The sequence below is a fragment of the Trichloromonas sp. genome (assembly GCF_041583255.1).
GTDB lineage: Bacteria > Desulfobacterota > Desulfuromonadia > Desulfuromonadales > Trichloromonadaceae > Trichloromonas.
In genome coordinates, this window is record NZ_JBFHGD010000238.1 from 1 (window position 1) to 4,602 (window position 4,602).

6 protein-coding genes and 1 pseudogene are annotated in these 4,602 nt (G+C 63.3%); all 7 read left to right on the forward strand.

The window, feature by feature from the left end; all coding sequences use genetic code 11:
• A pseudogene (locus ABYV89_RS14675) lies at positions 1-219 on the forward strand (hypothetical protein); the annotation flags it as partial.
• 43 nt (positions 220-262) lie between these two features.
• The gene (locus tag ABYV89_RS14680) at positions 263-445 is read left to right on the forward strand and encodes a hypothetical protein (RefSeq protein WP_432823682.1); all 183 of its coding nucleotides are present in this window, start codon (positions 263-265) and stop codon (positions 443-445) included.
• A gap of 105 nt (positions 446-550) precedes the next feature.
• Positions 551-1,840, forward strand: a complete 1,290-nt coding sequence (locus ABYV89_RS14685; RefSeq protein ID WP_432823683.1) for a hypothetical protein — start codon at positions 551-553, stop codon at positions 1,838-1,840.
• 74 nt (positions 1,841-1,914) lie between these two features.
• On the forward strand, positions 1,915-2,247 hold the full coding sequence (locus tag ABYV89_RS14690) for a hypothetical protein (RefSeq protein ID WP_432823684.1): 333 nt from the start codon (positions 1,915-1,917) through the stop codon (positions 2,245-2,247).
• Positions 2,248-2,371: 124 nt separating this feature from the next.
• A complete protein-coding gene (locus tag ABYV89_RS14695) occupies positions 2,372-2,767 on the forward strand; it encodes a hypothetical protein (protein ID WP_432823685.1) in 396 nt (131 codons plus the stop codon).
• Positions 2,764-3,921, forward strand: coding sequence for an ABC transporter permease (locus tag ABYV89_RS14700; RefSeq protein WP_432823686.1), 1,158 nt, complete (start codon positions 2,764-2,766; stop codon positions 3,919-3,921). Before ABYV89_RS14695 ends, ABYV89_RS14700 begins: the two co-directional genes overlap by 4 nt.
• Complete coding sequence (locus tag ABYV89_RS14705) at positions 3,914-4,591, forward strand: ABC transporter ATP-binding protein (RefSeq protein ID WP_432823687.1); 678 nt, start codon at positions 3,914-3,916, stop codon at positions 4,589-4,591. Before ABYV89_RS14700 ends, ABYV89_RS14705 begins: the two co-directional genes overlap by 8 nt.
• The last annotated feature ends 11 nt before the right edge of the window (positions 4,592-4,602 follow it).

Sequence of the window (4,602 nt, forward strand, 5' to 3'; positions counted from 1 at the left end):
ATGGATCGTTCTGTTCTGCTGCAGCCGAGTAAAGAGAAGACGAGGGTTGAAGCACGCTCTGTTTTCTGTTATCTGGGGGTGCGCTGCCTCGGCTATAAGGGAACAGAAGTCGGAGCTCTGCTGGGGTTGGGCCGTTCTGCGGTTTGCCATGCCGTTAAAAGGGGAGAAGTCATGATCAGTGCGGACAGAAGTATTGAGTTGCGGATTGTGAGAAAATGAACAATTAAACAACGTCCCCGGATTGTTAGGGCAGGAGGCGTGAATGTTCGAGAACCAGTACCACGAAGAGATGGAGCAGGAAGTTCTGCGGCTTGAAGCGAGCCAACGGGCCAGGGCGGCCGGCCACCCGGAATGGCGCAACGCCTGCGCTGACTGCCGCTGCCAGTTGACCGGCATCGAGAAGAGTCGTTGCGAAGCGTGCAGGGGTTCTGGCGGCACTGATTGAGGAGGGGGATTCGGTCGGTGTTGTTGTTTCTTGCGAAGAGGTGGCAGAATTCGGTATCATTGATTTTTTCTTGAAACCTCGTATGCATAGGGCTCTTTGACTGACATGCCTAAATCAGCGTTCAGTGCGATCGAAAACAGTTTGTGCGATTTTCTCGGCGGGGCGAAGGTCTCGCTGGCGGTTGTCGAGGGGCGGGAGAGCACCTCTTTCGATCCGCAAAATTCGCAGGAGATCGTCGCGTATCTTCAGGTTGAGGAGGTGGTCTACCGGTTTGCCGCCCGCCGCCATGAGCTCCCCTTTACGACCACGGAAAACAGTTTTATTCAGGAGCTGTTCACCGCCTTTGAGGGGCTGTTCGCCGGGTTTTCCGCCGATGGCTATGCCGCCCACTTTCGTACCGCACTGCTGACATCACTGACCGATATCGCCGTGGCCCGTTATATTCGCGGCGACCGCACCGGGGTCTTCTGGCCCATCCAGAGCCTGATCCAATTGCTGAAAAGCCTCTCTTACCAGCGCTACGAAGGATCCCAGGCAACCACCGGGTTTCTCGTTTACCGCAACCAGCTCGATGACTTTCTGGGGGCCTTGGAAAAGACCCGCTACGGCTGGCTTGACCTCGAGGAGAGCCGCCAGCGGATTTCCCGTGATTTTTTTCGCAATCCGCTGCCTTACCGTTTTGTCGACGGCCTGCGGGCTCTTTTTCTGTGCGATATCCGCATGAATGTCAAAGGGACCATTCAGACCAACGCCCCCGGCCCAAGTGATTCGATCGAGCAGATGGCCAACCGTGAAATCTTTTCCCTGCTGACCAAGGCCGGGGAGGGGGCGTTTGCCATCTTCGTGAACAACGTGTCGGAGGTGGAAATCGTTCTGGACAGCGACCAGGTCCTGGTCTGGCGCAAGGGCGCCTGGGGCGTCTATGATCCGGATATTTACCGGCGGTTTCTTGCCGGGCACCTGGAAAAACGATCGATCGACTACCTGGTCTGGTCCATCTATGCCCTGTCGAAGGCGCGGCACGGCACCGTGGTTCTGATCGCCAATGATGATACCGACCTGGACGCCCTGCGCAAGGGCTCGGTGGGGGGGAGCGATCCCCTGAGCCGGGCGTTGATCCGCCATGTGCGCGGCACCAAAATCGGCACCCTGAAACGCTCGGGCGAGTTGACCCGGATTCTCTCTTCGGATGGGCTCACCGTGATCAACCGCAAGGGGGAACTGCTTGATACCGGGGTGATTGTCGATACCTCGAAGGCCAGTCATCTGGTCACCGGAGGGGGCCGCACCACCGCTGCTACCGCCGCATCGCACTTCGGATCGGTGATCAAGGTCTCTGAGGACGGTCCCGTGGAGCTATACCGCAATGGCAAACGCCTTTATCGCTTTGGCTGATGCGGCGGCATGCTGTCCGGATTCAGCCGTTTGCGCAGTTGACAATTCCCCCCTAGAGCGAATAGCATGTACAGATGTTCTGCCCTTTGTTGAAATACGCCGCCCCCCTGGTGCTCCTTTTCGCCCTGGTCTCCCTGTCCGGGGCCGCCTCGGTCGCGGCCGCCTTCTCCGGTTCGCCCGCGACCGACGCCTGCTGCGGGCAGGAGGCTGACCGGCAGGCCCCCGCCTCCGAAGGTGAGTGCGTCGACCCCGGCTGTTTCTGCCCGCTCTGCAACGTCCCGATCCTCAACAGTCTCCCGCTGCCTGTCTCCTCGGCCCGGGAACCGGACCCCTCTCTCTGCGGGCTCGCTACGGGGCCCTCGTCCGGCTTCAGCCGCTGCATCGACTACCCTCCTGAACCAGTCTAGATTCTCCGCAACCCCCTGAGTCCCACTCGACCTGCCGGCCTCTGCGGCGTGGTGCGCCTCTGCGTGCACTCTGTCCGGCATGGCAGACTCTTAACGCAACCATAATCTTTTCGGAGCATGAATCATGAATTCCATTATCCGTAATCTGCTGCTGTCTTTCGCACTTCTCGCCGTCTTCGCCCTTGTCACCGGCTGCAAGAACGAGGCGACTCTCCTCCAGGTCAACGACGTGGTCTCCGATCCCGGCGCCTTCAGCGGCGACATCACCGTGGTCGGGATCGTCTATGGCTTCGCCCAGACCGACGCCACCATCGCCGGGATCATGGACAAGAAGGAACTCCAGTGCACCACCCCCAACTGCAAGAAGGTGCTGCTGCCGGTCAAGATCAACGGCGCGATGCCGAAGGTCGGCGCCGAGGTGAAGGTTTCCGGCAGCTTCACCGCAGCCCCCATGGGGCAGGTGCTGCTGGCCGAACGGGTCGAGGTTCTGGCCCAGCATCCGCTCGGAGGGGCACGATGACACCAGGGAGACTGGTTTTCAGAAACATCACCCGGCGGCGGGGCCGCTTCGTGTTCACCCTTCTTGGCATCGTCATCGGCATGGCCAGCTTCGTCACCTTCATGGCGCTGGGCGGCAGCCTCAAAGCCCAGATCGAGCGGGAGTCGGCGGCGCTGGGGGCGAACCTGGTGGTGACCCCGAAGGGAAGCTGCGCCTACGAGCAGGTCTCCATCCTCACCGGCGAGCAGCTGCCGACCAACATCAGCGCCGAGGAGGTGGCGGCGATCCGCGCCATCGAGGGGATGCAGGCCATCCCCTACCTGGCCGAGCGTTCGGCGATCGACAACCGTCCCGTCTCGGTGATGGGCATCCTGCCGGCCGAGACCAGGGCCTTCAAGGGGTGGGAGCTCACGGCCGGGAGCTACTTCCCGACCGAGGACGACGAAGGGGCGGTGCTCGGCGCGGTGCTGGCCGAGCAGTTCGGACTGTCTCCCGGTTCGCAGGTGCGCGTGCGGGGGACGCTGATCCCGGTTCTCGGGGTGCTGGCGGAGACCGGCGGCAAGGATGACCTGACCGTCTTTTTGAGCCTGCCGGCCGCCCAGCGCCTCTACCAGCAGAAGGACCTGGTCTCCTACGTGGCGGTGCGGGTCGAGCGCCTCGACGAAGTGGACCTCTACGCCAGCAAAATCAAGGAGCAGGTGAGCCTTGGCGTGGTTTCGGACAAGCAGATGCTCAGCTCGGTCCTCTCCATCGTCGGCACCGTCAACATCACCCTGCAGCTGATCGCGGCGGTCGCCATCCTGGCGGCGGCCTTCGGCATCGTCAACACCATGATGACCGCCACCTACGAACGCAAGCGGGAGATCGGCATCCTCCAGGCGATGGGGGCGCGCCGGGCCACCATCTTCCGGCTCTTCCTGCTCGAATCGGGGATCTACGGGCTGCTCGGCGGCATCGGCGGCGCCCTGCTGGGGACGGCGGTCTCCTTCGTGGCGGCCCCCTACATCAGCCAGAACGCCGCCACCTCCTTCATCAAGGGGACGCAGACCAGCGTCGACCCGCTGCTGCTCGCCGGCGCCGTCCTCTTCTCGACCCTGGTCGCCATGGTTTCCGGGCTCTACCCGGCCTGGAAGGCAGCCAAACTCTCTCCCGTGGAGGCGATCAGCTATGAGTGATGCCATCATCCGAACCGAGAACCTGACCAAGGAGTACGGCCGCGGAGCGACCCTGACCCGGGCGCTGCGCGGCGTGGATCTTGAAATTCCCCGGGGGAGCTTCACCTGCATCGTCGGCCCCTCGGGGCACGGCAAATCGACCCTGATGCACCTCATCGGCGCCCTCGACCGCCCCTCCGGCGGTTCTGTCCATATCGACGGCCAGGAGATCGCCGGCCTGGGAGAGAAGGCGCTGGCGGCGCTGCGCGCCGAGAAGATCGGCTTCGTCTTCCAGTTCTTCAACCTGCTGCAGAACCTCACCGCCCGGGAGAACATCGAGACCGCCCTGATGCTCGCCGGCGTCGGCGAGGCGCGCCAGCGGCAGCGGGCCGACGAACTGCTGGCCCTGGTACAGCTGGCCGAGAAGGCCGACGCCAAGCCGGGGCAGCTCTCCGGCGGCCAGCAGCAGCGGGTGGCGATCGCCCGGGCCCTGGCCAACGACCCGCCGGTGCTGCTGATGGACGAGCCGACGGGCAACCTCGACTCCAGCGCCGAGGCCGAGGTGATGGCGGTGCTCGAGGAGCTCAACCGCCAGGGGAAGACGGTCATCCTCGTCACCCACAGCGGCGAGATCGCCGCCCGGGCCAACCACCTGGTGCGGGTGCGCGACGGCCTGCTCGAAGGCCCCTAGGCAGCAACCGC

Bases quoted from the DNA above. Each gene is read 5' to 3' on its own strand.
- ABYV89_RS14680 (WP_432823682.1), top strand. From the start codon at position 263: ATGTTCGAGAACCAGTACCACGAAGAGATGGAGCAGGAAGTTCTGCGG.
- ABYV89_RS14700 (WP_432823686.1), top strand. From the start codon at position 2,764: ATGACACCAGGGAGACTGGTTTTCAGAAACATCACCCGGCGGCGGGGC.
- ABYV89_RS14685 (WP_432823683.1), top strand. From the start codon at position 551: ATGCCTAAATCAGCGTTCAGTGCGATCGAAAACAGTTTGTGCGATTTT.
- ABYV89_RS14695 (WP_432823685.1), top strand. From the start codon at position 2,372: ATGAATTCCATTATCCGTAATCTGCTGCTGTCTTTCGCACTTCTCGCC.
- ABYV89_RS14705 (WP_432823687.1), top strand. From the start codon at position 3,914: ATGAGTGATGCCATCATCCGAACCGAGAACCTGACCAAGGAGTACGGC.
- ABYV89_RS14690 (WP_432823684.1), top strand. From the start codon at position 1,915: ATGTTCTGCCCTTTGTTGAAATACGCCGCCCCCCTGGTGCTCCTTTTC.